General features: G+C 52.6%; 16 protein-coding genes and 1 pseudogene. 11 read left to right on the top strand and 6 right to left on the bottom strand.

The genetic code is table 11. The features are described 5' to 3' along the window. The first annotated feature begins 43 nt into the window (after positions 1 to 43). The 4 genes from der (at position 44) to ABFV38_RS16285 (ending at position 4,728) form a co-directional block, all read left to right on the top strand. Positions 44 to 1,519, top strand: coding sequence for a ribosome biogenesis GTPase Der (gene der / locus ABFV38_RS16300; RefSeq protein ID WP_024908655.1), 1,476 nt, complete (start codon positions 44 to 46; stop codon positions 1,517 to 1,519). A gap of 300 nt (positions 1,520 to 1,819) precedes the next feature. Next, positions 1,820 to 3,364, top strand: a complete 1,545-nt coding sequence (locus ABFV38_RS16295) for a peptide MFS transporter (protein ID WP_069719846.1) — start codon at positions 1,820 to 1,822, stop codon at positions 3,362 to 3,364. A 58-nt stretch (positions 3,365 to 3,422) separates the two neighbouring features. Continuing rightward, positions 3,423 to 4,457: a Gfo/Idh/MocA family oxidoreductase gene (locus ABFV38_RS16290; RefSeq protein WP_348957586.1), complete on the top strand. Its 1,035-nt coding sequence runs from the start codon at positions 3,423 to 3,425 to the stop codon at positions 4,455 to 4,457. A gap of 49 nt (positions 4,458 to 4,506) precedes the next feature. Then, positions 4,507 to 4,728, top strand: a complete 222-nt coding sequence (locus tag ABFV38_RS16285) for a zinc ribbon domain-containing protein (RefSeq protein WP_348957585.1) — start codon at positions 4,507 to 4,509, stop codon at positions 4,726 to 4,728. Here the strand turns inward: ABFV38_RS16285 and ABFV38_RS16280 are convergent. Genes ABFV38_RS16280 through xseA form a run of 3 tightly spaced genes read right to left on the bottom strand, consistent with a single transcriptional unit; the run spans position 4,725 to position 7,527 of the window. Further along, positions 4,725 to 5,075 (bottom strand): protealysin inhibitor emfourin, encoded by a 351-nt coding sequence (locus ABFV38_RS16280; RefSeq protein ID WP_021241848.1) that lies wholly within the window; start codon positions 5,073 to 5,075, stop codon positions 4,725 to 4,727. The genes ABFV38_RS16285 and ABFV38_RS16280 overlap by 4 nt on opposite strands. After that, positions 5,076 to 6,095: a M4 family metallopeptidase gene (locus ABFV38_RS16275; RefSeq protein WP_048226222.1), complete on the bottom strand. Its 1,020-nt coding sequence runs from the start codon at positions 6,093 to 6,095 to the stop codon at positions 5,076 to 5,078. 58 nt (positions 6,096 to 6,153) lie between these two features. Next, positions 6,154 to 7,527, bottom strand: a complete 1,374-nt coding sequence (gene xseA, locus ABFV38_RS16270; RefSeq protein ID WP_348957584.1) for an exodeoxyribonuclease VII large subunit — start codon at positions 7,525 to 7,527, stop codon at positions 6,154 to 6,156. Positions 7,528 to 7,685: 158 nt separating this feature from the next. On the opposite strand from xseA, the gene guaB reads away from it, so the two are divergent. The 4 genes and pseudogenes from guaB (at position 7,686) to ABFV38_RS16250 (ending at position 13,073) form a co-directional block, all read left to right on the top strand. Further along, the gene (gene guaB, locus ABFV38_RS16265; RefSeq protein ID WP_008502128.1) at positions 7,686 to 9,152 is read left to right on the top strand and encodes an IMP dehydrogenase; all 1,467 of its coding nucleotides are present in this window, start codon (positions 7,686 to 7,688) and stop codon (positions 9,150 to 9,152) included. A gap of 67 nt (positions 9,153 to 9,219) precedes the next feature. Then, a complete protein-coding gene (guaA, locus tag ABFV38_RS16260; RefSeq protein WP_008502126.1) occupies positions 9,220 to 10,797 on the top strand; it encodes a glutamine-hydrolyzing GMP synthase in 1,578 nt (525 codons plus the stop codon). Between the two features lie 300 nt (positions 10,798 to 11,097). Then, a pseudogene (locus ABFV38_RS16255) lies at positions 11,098 to 11,247 on the top strand (Arm DNA-binding domain-containing protein); the annotation flags it as partial. 56 nt (positions 11,248 to 11,303) lie between these two features. Next, positions 11,304 to 13,073 (top strand): hypothetical protein, encoded by a 1,770-nt coding sequence (locus tag ABFV38_RS16250; protein WP_348957583.1) that lies wholly within the window; start codon positions 11,304 to 11,306, stop codon positions 13,071 to 13,073. A gap of 556 nt (positions 13,074 to 13,629) precedes the next feature. On the opposite strand, the gene ABFV38_RS16245 is transcribed toward ABFV38_RS16250, so the two are convergent. The 3 genes from ABFV38_RS16245 to ABFV38_RS16235 all read right to left on the bottom strand — a co-directional run bounded on the left by ABFV38_RS16245 (position 13,630) and on the right by ABFV38_RS16235 (position 15,638). Continuing rightward, positions 13,630 to 14,544, bottom strand: a complete 915-nt coding sequence (locus ABFV38_RS16245; RefSeq protein WP_348957582.1) for an SLATT domain-containing protein — start codon at positions 14,542 to 14,544, stop codon at positions 13,630 to 13,632. Between the two features lie 215 nt (positions 14,545 to 14,759). Continuing rightward, positions 14,760 to 15,080, bottom strand: coding sequence for a hypothetical protein (locus ABFV38_RS16240; RefSeq protein ID WP_348957581.1), 321 nt, complete (start codon positions 15,078 to 15,080; stop codon positions 14,760 to 14,762). Between the two features lie 21 nt (positions 15,081 to 15,101). Continuing rightward, positions 15,102 to 15,638 (bottom strand): hypothetical protein, encoded by a 537-nt coding sequence (locus ABFV38_RS16235; RefSeq protein WP_348957580.1) that lies wholly within the window; start codon positions 15,636 to 15,638, stop codon positions 15,102 to 15,104. A 691-nt stretch (positions 15,639 to 16,329) separates the two neighbouring features. Here ABFV38_RS16235 and ABFV38_RS16230 point away from each other — a divergent pair. The 3 genes from ABFV38_RS16230 (at position 16,330) to ABFV38_RS16220 (ending at position 18,459) form a co-directional block, all read left to right on the top strand. Then, complete coding sequence (locus tag ABFV38_RS16230; protein WP_348957579.1) at positions 16,330 to 16,665, top strand: YcgJ family protein; 336 nt, start codon at positions 16,330 to 16,332, stop codon at positions 16,663 to 16,665. 217 nt (positions 16,666 to 16,882) lie between these two features. Next, on the top strand, positions 16,883 to 18,079 hold the full coding sequence (locus ABFV38_RS16225; protein ID WP_348957578.1) for an FAD/NAD(P)-binding oxidoreductase: 1,197 nt from the start codon (positions 16,883 to 16,885) through the stop codon (positions 18,077 to 18,079). After that, a complete protein-coding gene (locus ABFV38_RS16220) occupies positions 18,079 to 18,459 on the top strand; it encodes a DUF1641 domain-containing protein (protein ID WP_348957577.1) in 381 nt (126 codons plus the stop codon). The genes ABFV38_RS16225 and ABFV38_RS16220 overlap by 1 nt, the downstream gene beginning before the upstream one ends. Positions 18,460 to 18,489: the final 30 nt, after the last annotated feature.

Here is an 18,489-nt window from a genome sequence, read left to right as displayed (position 1 = left end):
GCCGCGAAAGCGACGTTATTTTGAATTTTATGAGGCTTCAAACATGGTACCTGTGGTCGCGCTTGTCGGGCGCCCTAACGTTGGAAAATCCACTCTTTTTAACCGTTTAACACGCACCCGTGATGCGCTGGTTGCGGATTTCCCGGGGCTGACGCGTGACCGTAAGTACGGTCGTGCAGAGGTGGAAGGGCGCGAGTTCATCTGTATTGATACCGGTGGTATTGACGGCACAGAAGACGGCGTGGAAACCCGCATGGCGGAACAGTCCCTGCTGGCGATTGAAGAAGCGGACGTGGTGCTGTTCATGGTGGATGCACGCGCTGGCCTGATGCCGGCGGACTCCGCTATCGCTAAACACCTGCGTTCACGCGAAAAACCAACCTTCCTGGTGGCGAACAAAACCGACGGCATCGATGCCGATCAGGCCATCGCGGATTTCTGGTCTCTGGGCCTGGGTGAAATCTACCCTATCGCGGCATCGCATGGCCGTGGCGTTACCAGCCTGCTGGAAACCGTTCTGCTGCCGTGGGTTGACGAAGTGAACCCGCCGGAAGAGGTGGACGAAGACGCTGAATACTGGGCGCAGTTTGAAGACGGAGAAGAGGGCGAAGAAGAAGAGCCTGAAGACGACTTCAACCCGCAGGATCTGCCGATCAAGCTGGCTATCGTGGGCCGTCCAAACGTAGGTAAGTCTACACTTACTAACCGTATTCTGGGTGAAGAGCGCGTGGTCGTTTACGACATGCCGGGCACCACCCGCGACAGCATCTACATCCCGATGCAGCGCGATGAGCGTGAGTATGTCCTCATCGACACTGCCGGGGTGCGTAAGCGCGGGAAAATCACCGATGTGGTGGAAAAATTCTCCGTTATCAAAACCCTGCAGGCGATCGAAGATGCCAACGTCGTGCTGCTGGTTATCGACGCACGCGAAGGGATCTCCGATCAGGACCTCTCTCTGCTCGGCTTTATCCTCAATAGTGGGCGCTCACTGGTTATCGTGGTCAACAAATGGGATGGCCTGAGCAACGAGGTTCGTGAGCAGGTGAAAGAGACCCTCGACTTCCGTCTGGGCTTTATCGACTTTGCTCGCGTACACTTCATCTCTGCGCTGCACGGCAGCGGCGTGGGTAACCTGTTCGAATCCGTGCGCGAAGCTTACGACAGTTCCACCCGTCGTCAGAGCACCGCCATGCTGACCCGTATCATGAATATGGCTGCTGAAGACCATCAGCCGCCGCTGGTGCGCGGTCGTCGCGTGAAGCTGAAATACGCCCACGCCGGTGGTTATAATCCACCAATCGTGGTGATTCACGGCAACCAGGTGAAAGACCTGCCGGATTCCTACAAGCGCTACCTGATGAACTACTTCCGTAAATCGCTGGACGTGATGGGCACGCCTATCCGTATTCAGTTCAAGGAAGGGGAAAACCCGTTTGCCAACAAGCGCAACACCCTGACGCCAAACCAGATGCGTAAGCGTAAGCGCCTGATTAAGCACATTAAGAAAAGCAAATAAGCTTTGCTGCTCTCACGAAAGCCCGCGATGATCGCGGGCTTTTTTTTGCCCAATCATACCGCCGGTTTTCCCTGTGTGAAGTCAATCACTATTCACTTTTAACCATGTTTAAATCTAAGAAAGTAGACAATCGTCGAATTTTCATCTTAAAGTCCAGGGTCCGGTACTAGACAAAACTAGCGCCTGGTTATCAAATGGTTAACTAACTTTTCGCCGCATGTAAAAAATCGGCCAGATACGTAACTGGCCGGCGTACCTGCTGGTGTTTACAAGCACGACGACATACCTTTCGGGAGAATTATGCAATCCACTGTTAATCAAAAAGAGAGCCGAACGTTCTTCGGCCACCCGTATCCGCTCGGTTCGCTGTTCTTCACCGAGATGTGGGAGCGTTTCTCGTTTTACGGCATTCGTCCGTTACTGATCCTGTTTATGGCCGCCACCGTCTATGACGGCGGGATGGGCCTGGCGCGTGAAAACGCCTCGGCGATTGTCGGCATCTTTGCCGGTACCATGTACCTGGCTGCGCTGCCGGGCGGCTGGCTGGCGGATAACTGGCTCGGTCAGCAGAGAGCCGTCTGGTACGGTTCGATCCTTATTGCGCTCGGTCACCTGTCGATTGCGCTCTCGGCGGTGATGGGGAACAACCTGTTCTTTATCGGCCTGATGTTCATCGTGCTCGGCTCCGGGCTGTTCAAGACCTGTATTTCAGTGATGGTCGGTACCCTGTATAAAAAAGGCGACGCGCGTCGCGACGGCGGTTTCTCGCTGTTCTATATGGGTATCAACATGGGCTCGTTCATCGCGCCGCTGATTTCCGGCTGGCTGATTAAAACCCACGGCTGGCACTGGGGCTTTGGCATTGGCGGTATCGGGATGCTGGTGGCGCTGATTATCTTCCGCGTGTTTGCTGTTCCGGCCATGAAACGCTATGACGGCGAAGTCGGCCTCGACTCCACCTGGAACAGCCCGGTGGTGAAGCGTAACGGCGTGGGCGTTTGGCTGCTGGCGCTGGCGGCAGGCGTGGCAACGCTCGTGACGCTGATTGCGCAGGGCGTGATTGTAATTAACCCGGTCGCGGTAGCCAGCGTGCTGGTCTACGTGATTGCGGCGTCCGTGGCCCTCTACTTTATCTATCTGTTTGTTTTTGCGGGCCTGAACCGTAAAGAGCGCGCCAGACTGCTGGTCTGCTTTATTCTGCTGATCTCCGCGGCGTTCTTCTGGTCCGCGTTTGAACAGAAGCCAACCTCGTTCAACCTGTTTGCCAACGACTACACTAACCGCATGATCGGCGATTTCGAAATCCCGGCGGTGTGGTTCCAGTCAATCAACGCCCTGTTCATCATCCTGCTGGCACCGGTGTTCAGCTGGGCGTGGCCGAAGCTGGCGAGCATGAACATTCGTCCGAGCAGCATCACCAAGTTTGTTATCGGTATTCTGTGTGCCGCAGCGGGCTTTGGCCTGATGATGCTGGCGGCACAGAACGTGCTGAGCAGCGGTGGGGCGGGCGTATCGCCGTTCTGGCTGGTGGGCAGTATCCTGATGCTGACGCTCGGCGAATTGTGTCTCAGCCCGATTGGCCTGGCGACCATGACGCTGCTGGCGCCGGAGAGAATGCGCGGTCAGATGATGGGGCTGTGGTTCTGTGCCAGCGCGCTGGGTAACCTGGCGGCGGGTCTGATTGGCGGCCATGTGAAGGCCGACCAGCTGGATATGCTGCCGGATCTCTTTGCGCGCTGCTCCGTCGCGCTGCTGATTTGTGCCGCGGTACTGATCGTCCTCATTGTTCCGGTTCGCCGCATGCTGGAAAATGCGCAGACTAAACCGGCAGCTAACGCCTCATAAACCTCGGGCTTGCCGGGGCGGCGTTATGCCCCGGCAATTTACTCAACGAGGTAAGAACATGCTGTTAGGGTTTGTTGGTCTTGGCGCAGTCGTTGAAACAGCTTACCTGCCCGCAATACGAAAATGCTTTGATAATCCCCCGCACTGTTTAGGCTTTGATATCCAGCCCGTAAAACAGCCGGAGGGGGTAACGCGTTGTGCCACATTGGCTGAACTCCTCTCCCGGCCGCTTGATACCCTGTTTATTACCACGGCGTCGCTGCACCATCTTGAGGTGCTTGAACACGCTCTCGCCTCATCGGTTTCCCGCATCGTGGTTGAAAAACCGATCGTTGCCACGCTTGCCCAAATCGAAAAGCTCAACGCGCTGCTGGCAAACCCCGACATTGCACCCCGCGTGCTGGCGCTCGATCACTGGATGGCGCGCCTCGAAACGGTGAAGCGGTCGCTGGTGGGCACTGTCTCTGACATCGTCAAAATCGACGGCTTTTTGCAGGAGCCGAGCGGATTTAACGCTGCAGGGGAGCCCATCGCCCTTAACTTTGCTACCGGCGAACCGGACACCCGCACGCTTCGCCACCCGGATGGCGTGATTCTGGATATCGGCACGCATGTGCTGGCGATGCTGCGCGAAACGGTGCGTTATCTGGGCGGGAATGATGAGATGACGTTGCAGGTGGTGACGGCTAAAGACCGCCTGGGCCGCGCTATTGCGAAAGGCGACCTGACCACGGCGGAGGGCGAGGCGCATCTGCAGGGCCGCATCAGCGGCGTGCCGGTGGATATCTGGCTTAATAAATATGCGGGACCCGCGGGCGGGCAAAAAGGCTTACGGATCTGGTTGCGCGACGGGCGCATCATTAGCTACGACCGGCGCGGTGCGGAGGATGTGCTGGAGCTGATTGAGGGTCAGAACATTCAGCGCTGGCATATCCCCGGGACAATCTACGAGCACTGTCTTACCGGACACATTCTGGGCACGAACAGCCTGTTTGAACGGGATCCGTACGAGGTGAGCCGCACGACGCGTCGCCGAATCGAGGAAGTGACGCTGCTGCTGACCTTGCAGCAACAGCTGCGTGGCCCGCACTGAACGCAACGTGGTAAAATTATTGCAGACCAGAATGCTTTAAGGAGTCACCATGACGATTACCTGCCCGGATTGCCAGGCACCGCTTGAGCCCCTGAACGGGGTGGCACACTGCGAGAGCTGTAATAAGGATATTGCGCTTGAAGCCCGCTGCCCGGAGTGCCATCAGCCACTCCAGGTCTTAAAAGCCTGCGGGGCGGTGGATTATTTCTGCAAGAACGGCCACGGTCTTATCTCTAAAAAACGCGTGGAGTTTGTTCGGGCCGAAGGTTAATCGCACACGCAGCCTTCGCCTTTCTTCCACAGCTCGACCAGCGACTCGGGCGCTTCCTGCTCCGGTACCAGCACGATGATATCGGCGTAGTGCGCCTGATTTTGCCCGGTCCAGATAATCTGGATGCGGAAATAGCGCTGGTCGCCGCTGCCGGGTGACGAGGCCTGTCCCGGCGGCTGACCGCGCGGAAAGGCCTGCTCCAGGATGCTGACCAGGCGCTGGCGCTGGGCCTCATTGAGCGAGGAGAGCGCGATGGTGCGCTGGCCGCTCAGCTTGGGAATATAGGCGACGCCGCCTTCCCGGGCCAGCTCAACCACGGCGTCATCCGTCAGTTCCGGAACCTGCATTTACAACACTCCCACCTGTTCCCAGGCTTGTTTAATGGCCGCCCCAACGTCGCCGCCGGAGCGTTTCTCTCCGTGCGCGATCGTCAGTTTTGCGAAGGCCTCAAAATCTGCATCCTGCGCCAGATTGCGATCGCAAACCGTGTCGTACCAGGCATAACCCGCTTTTTCCCAGGCGTAGCCGCCGATCGCCGTCGCGGCCAGATAAAATGCCCGGTTGGGGATGCCGGAGTTCAGATGTACGCCGCCGTTATCCTCACGCGTTTTGATGAAATCCTTCATGTGTGCAGGCTGCGGGTCTTTGCCGAGCAGCGGATCGTTGTAGGCGGTGCCCGGTTCAGACATCGAGCGCAGCCCTTTGCCATTGATGCCTTTCGCCAGTAATCCCTCACCAATCAGCCAGTCCGCTTTATCGGCGGTTTGCTTCAGATGGTACTGCTTCACCAGTGAGCCAAACACGTCCGACAGCGACTCGTTCAGCGCGCCGGACTGCTCAAAGTAGATAAGCCCGGCTTCGGTCTCGGTCACGCCGTGGCTCAACTCATGCGCCACGACGTCTATGGCGATGGTAAAGCGGTTAAATATTTCCCCGTCGCCGTCGCCAAATACCATCTGCTGACCGTTCCAGAAGGCGTTCTGATATTCCCGGCCATAGTGAACGGTACCGGTTAAAATAAGCCCTTTATTATCGAGCGAATCGCGCTGATATTCCTTCCAGAAGAAATCATGGGTAATACCCAAATACTCGTAGGCTTCGTCTACCGCCACATCGCCGTTCGACGGCTGACCTTCATAACGTACCTGCGTACCCGGTAGCTCCTGAGTTTGCTTCGCATCGTAGATGTCCCGCTCCAGCTGTCCGGCTTTATTCACGTGCGGCGCGGCGGGTTTGCCCGGCATGTGGGCCATCAGCGTCTGGACGTGGGTTAAGGTCTGGCGGGCACAGCGCTGCTGCGGTTCGGAACCGCTTTCGATAATACGACGAAGAATATACGGGGGGATCACGCTATAAAGATGGGACATGCTGCTCTCCTTATTAAAAAAGGGAATAGCAGCAGTATAGTAAGTAACCGGCGAAGAATTATCCGGTTTTACGCTGACGCGTCTTTTTCACCGGTTTAATTGATTTCACTTCGCTTTCTACCCAGCCGTCTGACAGACGCGTCGTCAGCACATCACCGGTATTCACCTGTTTGGTTTGCTTCAGCACCTTGCCGTCCGTCGCCGTCGTCACGCTATAGCCGCGCGCCAGCGTGGAGAGGGGGCTGACCGCTTCAAGGTGGGTCACCGCATTGCCAAAGCGTTCGCGGGTGGTGCTCAGTCGCGCACGGAGAGTTTCCGCCAGACGGTACTCCAGCTGCTGGATCCGCGTTTGCGCGCGATAAATTTTTGGCTGCGGGTTCTGCTGGTTCAGACGCTGCGTCACGCGCTGCTGGCGCGACACCACGCGCTTGATCTGCGTGTCCATCGCCACGTTCATGCGCTGGCGCAGTCGCTCCAGTACGGTCTGCTGACGCGCCAGGCGCAGCTGCGGGTGCTGCTGCTGGAGACGGTGATGAAGTTGGGTAAAGCGCCGGGTTCGGTTGGCGAGGTAGTAGTCCATCGCCATCTCCAGACGCTGCTGTGCGCTCTGGATCTGACGCAGCAGCTCCAGCTGGTTGCGGCTGACCACCTCTGCCGCCGCGGACGGCGTCGGCGCGCGGAGATCCGCGACAAAATCGGCGATCGTCACGTCCGTTTCGTGGCCGACGGCGCTCACCACGGGGATCTGACTTGCAAAGATTGCCCGCGCCACGCGCTCGTCGTTAAAGCTCCACAGATCTTCCAGCGAGCCGCCGCCGCGTCCGACGATTAAGACGTCGCACTCCTGACGCGCGTTCGCCAGCTCAATGGCGCGCACAATTTGGCCCGGCGCATCGTCACCCTGCACGGCGGTCGGGTAGATGATGACGGGCAGGGAAGGGTCGCGACGCTTCAAAACGTGCAAAATATCGTGCAGTGCTGCACCGGTTTTCGAGGTGATGACACCCACGCAGTGGGCAGGCGAGGGCAGCGGCTTTTTGAACTGCTGGTCGAAAAGTCCCTCTTCCGAGAGCTTCGCCTTTAACTGTTCGTACTTTTGCTGCAGCAGGCCTTCGCCCGCAGGCTGCATGCTCTCGACGATAATTTGATAATCACCGCGCGGCTCATACAGGGTGATATTGGCGCGTACCAGAACCTGCTGGCCGTGCTGAGGACGGAACGTCACGCGGCGGTTGCTGTTGCGGAACATTGCGCAGCGCACCTGGGCGGTATCGTCTTTTAGCGTAAAGTACCAGTGGCCGGAGGAGGGCTGCGTGAAGTTAGAGATTTCACCGCTGATCCAGACCTGCCCCATTTCCTGCTCAAGCAGCAAACGCACCGTCTGATTCAGGCGGCTGACGGTATAAATTGAGGGGGATTGAGAGGATAACATGTGAGCGGGATCAAATTCTAAATCAGCAAGTTATTCAGTCGATAGTAACCTGCTGAGAGGCAATCGCAAGCTTTTTTATAAAAAAGTGTAGATGCAATCGGTTACGCTCTGTATAATGCCACGGCAATATTTAACCACCCAGGTCAGAGATATTGCCCATGCTACGTATCGCTAAAGAAGCACTGACGTTTGACGACGTCCTCCTCGTTCCCGCTCACTCCACTGTTCTGCCGAATACTGCCGATCTCAGCACGCAGTTGACGAAAACCATTCGCCTGAACATTCCTATGCTCTCTGCGGCAATGGACACCGTGACTGAAGCGCGCCTGGCTATTGCCCTGGCACAGGAAGGTGGCATTGGCTTTATTCACAAAAACATGTCTATCGAACGTCAGGCGGAAGAAGTTCGCCGCGTGAAGAAACATGAATCCGGTATCGTGTCCGACCCACAGACCGTTCTGCCAACTACCACCCTGCACGAAGTGAAGGCCCTGACCGAGCGTAACGGCTTCGCCGGTTACCCGGTGGTGACCGAAGAGAACGAGCTGGTCGGTATTATTACTGGTCGTGACGTGCGTTTCGTGACTGACCTGAACCAGCCTGTCAGCGTGTACATGACGCCAAAAGAGCGTCTGGTCACCGTTCGCGAAGGTGAAACCCGCGACGTAGTGCTGGCAAAAATGCACGAAAAACGCGTTGAAAAAGCGCTGGTTGTTGACAGCAACTTCCACCTGCGCGGCATGATCACCGTTAAAGATTTCCAGAAAGCAGAACGTAAGCCTAACGCCTGTAAAGACGAGCATGGCCGTCTGCGCGTTGGCGCTGCGGTAGGCGCAGGTGCCGGTAACGAAGAGCGCGTTGACGCGCTGGTTGCTGCGGGCGTTGACGTCCTGCTGATCGACTCCTCTCACGGCCACTCCGAAGGCGTTCTGCAGCGTATTCGTGACACCCGAGCCAAATACCCTGATCTGCAGATCATCGGCGGTAACGTGGCCACTGGCGCAGGCGCTCGCGCGCTGGCTGACGCTGGCTGCAGCGCGGTGAAAGTGGGTATCGGTCCTGGCTCTATCTGTACCACGCGTATCGTGACCGGCGTGGGCGTTCCGCAGATCACCGCGGTGTCTGACGCGGTTGAAGCGCTGGAAGGAACCGGTATTCCGGTTATCGCTGACGGCGGTATCCGCTTCTCAGGCGACATCGCGAAAGCCATCGCCGCTGGCGCCGCTGCCGTGATGGTAGGCTCCATGCTGGCCGGTACCGAAGAATCCCCGGGTGAAATCGAACTCTACCAGGGCCGTTCTTACAAATCCTACCGCGGCATGGGCTCCCTGGGCGCGATGTCCAAAGGTTCCTCTGACCGTTACTTCCAGACCGATAACGCCGCAGACAAACTGGTGCCGGAAGGTATCGAAGGTCGCGTTGCCTATAAAGGCCGTCTGAAAGAGATCATCCACCAGCAGATGGGCGGCCTGCGCTCCTGTATGGGCCTGACCGGCTGTGGTACCATTGACCTGCTGCGTACTAAAGCGGAATTCGTACGCATCAGCGGTGCGGGTATCCAGGAGAGCCACGTTCATGACGTGACGATCACCAAAGAGTCCCCGAACTACCGTCTGGGCTCCTGATTAATTTCCGCGCCCGGCTTCTGCCGGGCGCTCTGTTTTTGTTTCACTTGCCTCGGAATTAGCGTCAATGACGGAAAACATTCATAAACATCGCATTCTCATCCTGGACTTTGGTTCTCAGTACACTCAGCTGGTGGCGCGTCGCGTACGTGAACTGGGCGTTTACTGTGAACTGTGGGCGTGGGATGTCACGGAAGCACAGATTCGCGAATTCAATCCAAGCGGCATCATCCTGTCCGGCGGCCCGGAAAGCACCACCGAAGAGAACAGCCCGCGCGCGCCGCAGTACGTGTTCGAAGCTGGCGTGCCGGTATTCGGCGTTTGCTACGGTATGCAGACCATGGCAATGCAGCTGGGCGGCCACGTAGAAGGCTCCAGCGAGCGCGAGTTCGGCTATGCGCAGGTTGAAGTGGTAAACGACAGCGCGCTGGTGCGCGGTATCGAAGACTCCCTGACCGCAGACGGCAAACCGCTGCTGGACGTGTGGATGAGCCACGGCGATAAAGTCACCGCTATCCCGTCTGACTTCGTCACCGTTGCCAGCACCGAGAGCTGCCCGTTTGCCATCATGGCGAACGAAGAAAAACGCTTCTACGGCGTGCAGTTCCACCCGGAAGTAACCCACACCCGTCAGGGTATGCGCATGCTGGAGCGCTTCGTGCGCGACATCTGCCAGTGTGAAGCCCTGTGGACCCCGGCAAAAATTATCGACGACGCCGTTGAGCGTATCCGCCAGCAGGTTGGCGATGACAAAGTGATCCTCGGCCTCTCCGGCGGCGTGGACTCCTCCGTGACCGCGATGCTGCTGCACCGCGCCATCGGTAAAAACCTGACCTGCGTCTTTGTGGACAACGGCCTGCTGCGCCTGAACGAAGCCCAGCAGGTTATGGACATGTTCGGTGACCACTTCGGTCTGAACATCGTTCACGTGGAAGGCGAGCAGCGCTTCCTGGACGCGCTGAAAGGCGAGAACGATCCGGAAGCAAAACGTAAGATCATCGGCCGCGTGTTCGTGGAAGTGTTCGACGAAGAAGCGCTGAAGCTGGACGACGTGAAGTGGCTGGCGCAGGGCACCATCTACCCTGACGTCATCGAGTCTGCCGCATCCGCCACCGGCAAAGCGCACGTCATCAAATCTCACCACAACGTGGGCGGCCTGCCGAAAGAGATGAAGATGGGTCTGGTTGAGCCGCTGCGCGAGCTGTTCAAAGACGAAGTGCGTAAGATCGGTCTGGAACTGGGTCTGCCGTACGACATGCTCTACCGTCACCCGTTCCCGGGTCCGGGTCTGGGCGTGCGCGTGCTGGGCGAAGTGAAGAAAGAGTACTGCGACCTGCTGCGTCGTGCGGACGCGATCTTCATCGAAGAGCTGCATAAAGCTGACCTGTACAACAAAGTGAGCCAGGCGTTCACCGTGTTCCTGCCAGTACGCTCTGTAGGCGTGATGGGCGATGGCCGTAAATACGACTGGGTTGTTTCCCTGCGTGCGGTGGAAACCATCGACTTTATGACCGCGCACTGGGCGCACCTGCCGTATGACTTCTTAGGCCGCGTGTCTAACCGCATCATCAACGAAGTGAACGGTATTTCCCGCGTGGTGTATGACATCAGCGGTAAGCCACCGGCAACGATTGAGTGGGAATAATCCTGCGTCCGGTATAGACCGGCAGTGAGTGGCAAGAAACACCCGGAAGCCCGCGTAATTGCGGGCTTTTTGCGTTTTCGACCTCGCACTATCTGGCAAGTTTTCGCATCGCCAGTCCCCCGTTTTTATGGCATGGTAGATGGTACAATCTGTACCCTAATACTATGTTCGGCACTCGGTACCATGTCGTTCCTGACCAGATAGGTATGGTATCTATTTAAATTAATCTATTGATTTATAATACTTTTAATAGTTTGGTGTGATGAGGGGGGTATGGTGTTTTCTAGATGAAACTCGACCATGCTGACCGATACCAAGCTGAGTAACATCAAGCCGAAAAACAAACTCTACAAAGTGAACGACCGTAACGTCCTTTATGTAGCCAGCACGCCTGCGGGGTCGATTTTATTCCGCTACAACTATTCGATCCACGGTAGGCTGGAAACTATCAAGTGAAGGCCATTGCTTAATTCCAGCATGCTGTCATGAATACAGGAAATTCGACCATGAGTGAAGAGTGGATTCTCCAAACCAAGGAAACCCGCAGGGTATTTTCTAACGCGGCTTGGGTTCCTTTGAGAGCGTCAGTTGGGAGCAAGAAAGGGGATCTAAAAGAAGTAGGCTATGTAAGTGAATATTTCGGCTGTGGTTCTGTTGCATTCCCATCAGAGCATCGCCAGCTAGTTGAGGAACGTCTTGGATGGAGCGACATAGGCATTGGGCACACAATCGCGCCTTATGCATATGAAGATGGATATTATGCGTCCATTGACCAATATCAATACAATGATAAAGAGCCAATAGGTGTCAATCTAGTTTATGAACACCCGCAGCCTGTTGTTGGAGGTAGGAAATGGATACTGAGCCCTGATTTGGTTGTCGCGCTGCACTTGGTCAAAGAGGGGGGCAACTGGGTCAGACCTGAAGAAAATTTCGTTGTAGTAGCTCGCGAGACAGTGAGTGAAGATGGCGAGCATAGTCAGATAGAAATAAAAAGAGAATTTTTAATCGACTATCTAGCGGCCAGAAATCTGTCGCTCCGTCTTTCGTACTACCGACAGAGGGTAGAAAATGTCCCCGTATTTGAGTGCAGCGCATATTCAAATTTGCAGCCTCACAATGAAGAAAGAGATAACGGTAAATTTACCCTGATTGTTCGCAAGCTTGATGACGTCTTTGGGGGACGCTGGGCGATGTTTCGAGCTTGGCGAACGGACGTAGATGAGGGTGAAGACGCCCCTGTGATGGGCCCTGAGAATGACTCGAACACTGACTATGAAAGTTCTGAGGGGAATCGTGGAGGCTATAAAGGTGTACGGGTAGAGGGTGAGTTTTGGCGTGAGGAATGGATAGACCACCAATCAAAAAGCCTTCGTGTTCGCGGAGATGCCGATCCGAACCTCCCGCAATTCATCGTGGAAACCGATGGAACGCGATTGAGATCAGCAGAGCTTGACAATGAGGACATAGGCCGTTGGCTATGGTTTCGGGTCAGCGTCGTGAATGAGCTTCTCAATAGCCGAGGATTTAAGTTGGCGTGGTATACGGCTGAAACTGGAGCTATTAATTCCACATCAGGATATAAAACGCATTTCGGCATAAACAGTTCGGATCTTATCACCGTATATGCTTATGACATCGCACGACTCGCCCCATGGGAGCAGCATGTTTGGGCGGGGCATAATGTAGCTCCTGAAGGAAAGGTTTCAAGTGAGCTACTGGACGCGCAGGTGAGGGCGAAACCGGCATCCACATATGCGGTTGAAGAAATGTTTTTTGGAAGCATGAGGCTTTTGGAAGACGGCTTCAGGCATAAATACGAAATATCGCTGTTCACCCATGATATTGATGACTTCGAAGTAGGGCAGCAAATATCCAGGTTTGCAAGCAAAGATAGAGTGACCCTACTCAGACTAGCCAAGGACATCATTCGCGTATTCTCGGACAGGCTCAACGTAACCGAGCTACGCAAGCTTTCTACACACCAAGAGAAAGCCAAGCTCGGTTCAAACAAGTTACTCCAAAGTATTTTGGCTGAGAAAATTGGAGACGATAAAGCCAAAAGAGTATTTGCTGAGATTGCCGGTGCTTATGATATGCGAGTGGGAGATGCACACCCTACAGGCTCAAAGATAACAGACGCGATCAAGCTCGCGGGCGTCGATGAAGAAGACTCGCCATTGCGGCAGGGAGAGCAGCTCATTCACAACGTTGGGCGATCGATTTGGTACATAGGGAAATTCTTGTTCGGCGAGACTGATGAGTCGGACGAGTAGCAATGACTGCTTCTGGCCAGTTTCTGTCAGTCCTGACAAGCGGTACTGTCATTAACGGAAAGATTTTTAGCGGCCTAAGCAGGTTATTCTTGGGGCTGAGTGCATCCATAACTATGGGTTATTGATGAAAGACCGTAGTCACGACGAGGCAATGGTCGAGCTTTTCCTGGCCTACCCATCTTATCCGGCAGAGCTGCTGGTGAAGAGTGTTGAGGATGGTAGCACGGATGAGCCTCTCCAACTTGGAGAGGCAGCTATCGGTAACGTTTGCCGAGTGAGAGGTTAATTCGACTTCTTGAATTTACTGGGTATGGTATTTCTCATGGTGTTTAGATTATTTCTTGTATTAACTCCTTGCTTAATAAATGTTTTCATTTTCTAGTGATGATCGAGTGGGAATGTTTTCCCAACCGGAAACGTCTGATACTAACAGGTTCTAAATTATCTCTACGCCCGCGGATTGCGGGCTTTTTTTGGGCCATGGTTGGCAACACCATGCGTGGTTTGAACGTGGTAGTTTGAGAGGGATGATTTATCGGTAACCTATGGATTACACCTAAGTTTCAAAACTAATGGTTGTTCGCGCAGTTGTTTCCGCTTGCACGTCAATGACCTTAGTTATCATTTCCGGTGGATTCGACATTACCTCTACCGAAAGCTTATGTTTGCCTGGTGAAACATTCAGCTCTGACCAAGAGTGTCCAAAAAACTCAACAGGTTCATTTAAATCTATGGCAATTTTGACCTTCTTCAGTTCTGCTTTAAAGACAAACGAAACCTCGATCGCCCCCGGTAGCGCTGCTTTCTGAGATGCTTGGGCTTGGGCTGCTTGAGTTGTAAGGTTAGTTCGGATTGCGTCAAGCCTTTTGTCAGTTTCTTCACGCTGAGACTTAATCATCGATTCAAGAAGGGCAATACTGGTGTTGAATTCAGTAATCCACTTGGTTGTTTCTTCAGCTTGAAGTTTAGTTAATTCTGCTTCTAGCGTTTTAGCTAGTTCAAACAGTGCTTTCACATCAACAGCATCTAGTGCCGTTATTTTAGAAACAATGTAATTGGCCCACTCTAGCTCAAACGCACGTGTTAGGTTTTCCATTGTTGTAACTGTTGCTATATATCGCATCCAGCCACTTGACCACCCAAATACTCTATCTGCAAGGACGAAAAGTGTTGCAATTATTAGCAGCGCCGCACCGACTTGTGTCAACACTAGTTTTGTGGCTGCACTGCCAAATAAAGCTGAAAGAATAGGAAAAGTCGTACCAAACACAAGAAGTATGAAGGCGACCCCTCTTATAGCCAGAGATGTGTTTCTCTTTGCTCTAATACTCAACCAATACCATGAACACATTCCTTTTGATTTTTTTTCAATGTTCGCATATATTAATGGCAATGCTTGGTCTGGTGTCTTATCTTTGTATTCGTTCCAAGCCAAAAGCTTCGCAGTAGAAATATCAGGAATGGTAGCCATGTCATCTCCTGTATTGGGGCGCACTCGTTAGCTCTTCCACACATTTCAATAATGTATCTGACAATTAATTGGATGTGCTCATATTCATATCCAAGCTTAGGCTGTTTTAGTATGACTAAATATTGAAGCTTATTAATTAAAAAACGAGTGGACTTTATCTATTAATTACATGCAATTGCTAAAAGATAGCGTTTTGTTTAGCCGGAAAGAGAAATTCATAATAATCTGATAAATTTCCCTGCTGCTTCAACAATTACCTCAAAGGCAGCATTAACTGCTTGCTTAGCAGCCATGGCGCTAACACCTTCGTATCCTTTCAGTATTGTAGTCATTGAGTCTTGAATCTGTTGTTCATGCAGTATTCGAGTATCAGGTTCAAAATCATCCCAATTATCTTTTAAGTACTTATAAGCAGCAACATACTGTCCCATTTGAAAAGCTATTGATTTACTATTAATCTCAACCGTTTGTCCTAAAATGTTAGTGACGGCTTTTATAACATCACTGGTGACCTTATCAGTATTGAACTCAGACATTTTACTTTCCTCTTTAGATTATCACTTGTTACTTTTATCAGTTTTGCTTTCAGTAGTTCCAACTTTTGTTTGGAGTAAATAGCTGTAGATTGGATAGAAGTCACCATTTAGCTGCATTCTTTTTTCTGCGAAGTTAACAGACTTAAGACATGGTTGATGAGTTGCATGCATTTCCTGCAAACTCTTGAAGTTCTTTTGCATTGCTACCATTGCATTAATAGGACCTTGTGGAATATTGGGTGTTACTGATAGCCTCATCACTAAATAATTAATTTTTGCGTTTATATCAGAATAGCGATTATAATTAACCTCATAACTACATTGTTTTTTTAGTTTTTCAATATTTTCCTTTGATGTTGCGTTATTTCTTATTGACTGCTCATAAAAAAATGAAGCTCCTTCTATCTCCCCAAGACTGGTGTCCATAGATAACTGTAAATTGGTGAGTTGTTCATCCATTTTTTCATCGTATGGTGGTATAGCGCAAGATGTCAGCGTGAATACCAAGCATGTTATAGACATCCTTTTTAAGGATACATCATTGCATTGTGCTTTCATAGCCTCCCCTCCAATAAGATAATTGTCATTATTGTTATCAAGAAAGTGAGCTTTGGAAATACAACTACAATATCATTTTAAGCCCTGAGGCTAATACAATAATATGACTTGGAGTTGTACCGAAAATCAGTACACCCTCCAGATCTTACATCATGATGTGTCTTGGATATTAACATGGAATTAGAATCCGAGAATCTTGCTGATGAGGAATATAGTTTCTTAAGCACCAGTGAGAATTTAATTAGCTTGCTTATAAAAAGCGTATTGGTGACTAATTCTGCCTATTTTTATAGCCCATTTTTTCGACACGATAATTTGTTATGCTGTCATCCAAAAGTAGACATGATCAATAAATTTTAAGTTGATTGCTGTGGCGTATGATCACAAGCAACTTCCGCTTCTCGCTCACACCGGACCTAACCCGCCCCACAAGCCCACTCCGTATACAGCATATTAGTTCAGGTCTCTAAAATCGCATGACTCACCGGGATAGGGTCCTTACAATTGCCTCCGAGCCGAACTTTCGACAACTGTTAGGTCAACAAAAAGCCATACGGGGCATTTCCTGCTGAAACTCAGAACCCTCCAGGATTTTTCACCCTCATCATGGTTCCACCGCGCCCGGTGCAAAGCCGACACTCATTAACTAACGGAGATTATCATCTTGAACAAATCAATACTCGCATGCTCTGTGGCCGCGCTGCTGGCCGTGTCCACCATGTCCGCCCAGGCCAGGACCCCCGCCAGGCTCAAGTCGCCAGTATCGGGCGTGCTCTGCGACCGATATGTATGCGCCAATGACAAGGGATTATCCCGCGCGTTGACAGAGACCTATCTCGGTAAGAAGGCTGCTGCAAACGAGGTGTTCACGTCGAGCAATGTCGATCTGACTGAATTCACCTTTGCCAACGGTATTTTCTGCGATGTGAAGGAGCGACTGTGCCGTGAAGATCGCTATTATGGCGCGAACGGACAGCGCTCCGGGGCGGTATCTAAAAAGTACACAACGCTGCTGTTTGGCGAATAATAGTAATGAAAAGAGACCACAGTTAAAGGCTACGTTATAGAGATATAAATTATATTTTATAGTATATATTATAAATAATGATATGTTTATCAAAATTAAATTTCTCATTAAAGTTTATATTGCGGAATATTATTCTGTTACTACGCTTTAGCTGAGCGTAACAGTGAAGCGGTCTGGTTACGTGAATTCCCATTCACTATCATGAGCGAATAAAGGAATGAAAAACCGCATAATGATTGTCGGCGGCGGCACGGGAGGAACCATTGTTGCCAATCTGCTGGCCAGGAAATTACGACGTGAAATTGCTGCCGGTCAGGTAGAGCTGGTACTGATTTCCGAATCACCAATGCACTACTACAAACCCGCCTTTATGTACGTCGCCTTTAACCTCTTCCATCACCATGAACTGGCCCGGCCTGAACGGCAATTACTGAGTCCGGAAATTCAATTTATTACCGACAGGATTGAATCTTTCGATTTTAAGCAGCGTCGACTGTACGGGGCCAGTAAGCGACATTACGACTGGGACCTGCTGGTTATTGCCACCGGCTGCACACCTTTTACACAAAAAATCCCTGGCCTTGCCGACGCGGGCGATCATTTTTATCAATACGCGGCGGCCAGACAATTAGCGCATAAGCTCGCCACCCTCAAAAAGGGGCGAATATTTATTACCGTCTCTTTCCCTGAAACACCGAATGTTCCCCACCAGTGCGGCATTGCCCCTATTGAAACCACGCTGATGGTTGACGATTATCTGCGCCAGCGTGGGGTGCGTAATCAGGTTGAGATTGTTTATACCTATCCGACCATCGCGCAGCTGCTGCGAAACTGCCTGTTCCTGCAGCGTCCGGTGGGGGAGGCGCTTGGCGATATTTTTGCCGCCAAAGGAATACAGCATCAGCGTGGTTTTACCTTAAGCCATGTCGATCCTGACAGCAAAATTGCCTATTCCGCCGAGGGCGATTCACAGAATTTCGACATCCTGATGGCAACGCCTCCCATTCGGGCAGTCGACGCGGTGCGTGATACCGGGCTTAGCGAGGTTCAGAACGGTGAAGGCTGGCTGCCGACGGATCACCAGACGCTGGGCGTCTACGGGTTAGAAGGGGTATATGTGATCGGCGATACCGTCGATCTGCCGATCAGTAAAGCGGGAGGGTCGTGCCACAACCAGGCGCCCATAATCGCGGATAACATTGTGGCGGAGCTGTATGGCAGACCGCCCGGAAGCGGTAACCATTATGATGGACGGGTTCAGGCCGTCGCGCAGATGGGACTCTGGGCCGGTATGCCGTTGGTATATGACTATCGCAATGACGTGACCCCCATGCCGGCGACAAAACTCGGCGGCATGCTGCGAAACGGTTTTAACCGTGGACTGTATTGGGGCGTCGTGAGGGGGATGTTCTGATGAGTGACCAGGAACAGTTACTAAAAAGCCTTGCCCCGCTTATGGCGGGCAATCGCCTGAATAATCTGGTTGATCTGCTTGCCGTCGTCGCAGACCTGCTGGAAATGGCCGATAACGCGATGGTCGAAAAACTGGCTGGCGTTTTTGACGATGTCGTGACCGTCGGCTGGGAAGGGGGAACCGCGCTGCGCATGGCATGGGGGGAGCAAATTAACCGGGAAGGGGATATCTCACTTCGGCAGGTGTTTACTATGCTCAACGACCCTGATACCCGCCGCGGCATCATGCTTTTGCTGCGCGTGTTACAGATTACGGGGCAGCGTCTAAATGCCCTCGCTTCGGTCAGCTATCCTGAGTGTCCTGAGATCGAAAACTGCTAAGATCGGGCGGATGTACACCGGAAACGGCGA

The organism is Enterobacter cloacae complex sp. Mu1197, assembly GCF_040059225.1.
Taxonomy (GTDB): domain Bacteria; phylum Pseudomonadota; class Gammaproteobacteria; order Enterobacterales; family Enterobacteriaceae; genus Enterobacter; species Enterobacter quasiroggenkampii.
The sequence above is the reverse complement of the archived record's forward strand: the minus strand, read 5'-3'. Positions and strand labels throughout refer to the sequence as shown.

Coding starts and splice junctions, on each gene's coding strand:
- ABFV38_RS16285 (WP_348957585.1), top strand. CDS start 4,507: ATGACGATTACCTGCCCGGATTGCCAGGCACCGCTTGAGCCCCTGAAC.
- ABFV38_RS16235 (WP_348957580.1), bottom strand. CDS start 15,638: ATGAAAGCACAATGCAATGATGTATCCTTAAAAAGGATGTCTATAACA.
- ABFV38_RS16220 (WP_348957577.1), top strand. CDS start 18,079: ATGAGTGACCAGGAACAGTTACTAAAAAGCCTTGCCCCGCTTATGGCG.
- ABFV38_RS16295 (WP_069719846.1), top strand. CDS start 1,820: ATGCAATCCACTGTTAATCAAAAAGAGAGCCGAACGTTCTTCGGCCAC.
- guaB (WP_008502128.1), top strand. CDS start 7,686: ATGCTACGTATCGCTAAAGAAGCACTGACGTTTGACGACGTCCTCCTC.
- ABFV38_RS16245 (WP_348957582.1), bottom strand. CDS start 14,544: ATGGCTACCATTCCTGATATTTCTACTGCGAAGCTTTTGGCTTGGAAC.
- ABFV38_RS16225 (WP_348957578.1), top strand. CDS start 16,883: ATGAAAAACCGCATAATGATTGTCGGCGGCGGCACGGGAGGAACCATT.
- xseA (WP_348957584.1), bottom strand. CDS start 7,527: ATGTTATCCTCTCAATCCCCCTCAATTTATACCGTCAGCCGCCTGAAT.
- ABFV38_RS16240 (WP_348957581.1), bottom strand. CDS start 15,080: ATGTCTGAGTTCAATACTGATAAGGTCACCAGTGATGTTATAAAAGCC.
- ABFV38_RS16275 (WP_048226222.1), bottom strand. CDS start 6,095: ATGTCCCATCTTTATAGCGTGATCCCCCCGTATATTCTTCGTCGTATT.
- der (WP_024908655.1), top strand. CDS start 44: ATGGTACCTGTGGTCGCGCTTGTCGGGCGCCCTAACGTTGGAAAATCC.
- guaA (WP_008502126.1), top strand. CDS start 9,220: ATGACGGAAAACATTCATAAACATCGCATTCTCATCCTGGACTTTGGT.
- ABFV38_RS16290 (WP_348957586.1), top strand. CDS start 3,423: ATGCTGTTAGGGTTTGTTGGTCTTGGCGCAGTCGTTGAAACAGCTTAC.
- ABFV38_RS16280 (WP_021241848.1), bottom strand. CDS start 5,075: ATGCAGGTTCCGGAACTGACGGATGACGCCGTGGTTGAGCTGGCCCGG.
- ABFV38_RS16250 (WP_348957583.1), top strand. CDS start 11,304: ATGAGTGAAGAGTGGATTCTCCAAACCAAGGAAACCCGCAGGGTATTT.